1 protein-coding gene is annotated in these 1,367 nt (G+C 61.7%); it reads right to left on the bottom strand.

Going from position 1 to position 1,367, the window contains the following annotated elements; genetic code table 11:
- Nucleotides 1–64: 64 nt before the first annotated feature.
- Nucleotides 65–1,367: ISNCY family transposase (locus BUE39_RS33655; RefSeq protein WP_073432978.1), on the bottom strand; the 1,303-nt coding region annotated here is incomplete at its 5' end.

The following is a 1,367-nucleotide window of genomic DNA, read 5'->3' as shown; positions in this document are numbered from 1 at the left end:
TGTCAAAGCCATTCTTAAATGTCGTAGCGGCAGCAAAGTAGAAGTGTCGGGTTTTGTGCCTTTGTTATCTCCTTGACGAGGTTTTGAGTACAGGGTCCTGGAGGCTGACCGTCGTTCTGCCAATCGCGGTGTTCAGATCATCAACAGTGATCTCCCGCTGCTTCTTTGTGCCAGCCTTGCGTTCTTTCGGTTTCGGCGCCTGCCCCTGATTGGTTCGTGATGGCGAACCTGACGCGCGGCGGTTATCGCGATCCGCCTGAATCAGCTGCGCGACCTGCAACACATGACCCAGCCGCTTGTGATCGACCACGGCGCCCTGATCAATCTCGGAGAGCCGGTCGTAAGGCCTGCAGGGAAGGGCGACACCGTCTGCCCGGAGCTCGATGCGCCCATCCGGATACTCATACACGTCGATGTAGCGTCCCACCAGCCTGCGGTTCGCCTCTGTGTCATCGAGCAGGTAGATTACCCGGTCGTACTGCAGCGTCAGCGAACGCGTGACGCGCCGCGGTTCACGCCACGTCAGGATGGTGTCGAGATCCTCGTCTGCACGCAGTGGCCGGTGTGCGTTGAACGCGCTCCTTGGAGCCTTGCCAAAGCGCGTGTTGTAATCGGCGATGAAGCGGGGCGCATACGCATTGGCTGCTTCCTGCGTATCGATGCCACGCAGCCGCAGTTCCTTGACAAGCCGGTCCTGCAGCGTCAGGTGCGCGCGCTCGACACGGCCCTTGGCCGCGCTACTGTTTGCACAGATCGTGTCGATGTTCAGCTCGTACATCGCGCGACCAAACTGCGTCACGCTATTGCCGGTCCTGCTTGCGGCCGTGTTCCGGAACACGCTCGCCTTGTCGCTGTAGAACGCCACCGGCTTGCCGTGCTGTTCCAGGTACGCCCGGGTCACCTCGAAGTAGCTGAAGGTCGATTCGGTCGCCGTGAAGTGCAGCGCCATCAGCCGGCTGGTCGCATCGTCGACATACACCAGCAGCGTACAGGCCGGCGCCCGTTCCTCGAACCAGCGGTGATCGCTGCCGTCGATCTGCACCAGCTCGCCCAGACACGACCGCCGTGCGCGTGGCTGGTAGAGCTTCGGCGGACGCTGCCGGCGCGGAATCCATAAGCCTGCATCAGTCATCAGATGCCGCACGGTTTCCTTCGACAGCGTGATCCCGTGGCATTCGTGCAGCTTCTCGCACGCGAGTGTCGGGCCAAAATCCGGGTAACGATCCCGGATCAGGTTCAACGCGCGCTCGGCCACGCCGTCTGCCAACTGGTAATTGCTCGGGTGTCCACGATGCCGTGACAGCAGTCCCGAAGCACCCTGGCTGCGATAGCGCACCGTCAACCGCTCAACCTGACGCCGGCTCAGA

The sequence above is a fragment of the Paraburkholderia terricola genome, assembly GCF_900142195.1.
Lineage (GTDB): Bacteria > Pseudomonadota > Gammaproteobacteria > Burkholderiales > Burkholderiaceae > Paraburkholderia > Paraburkholderia terricola.
This window is presented reverse-complemented; position numbering and strand designations above follow the sequence as displayed.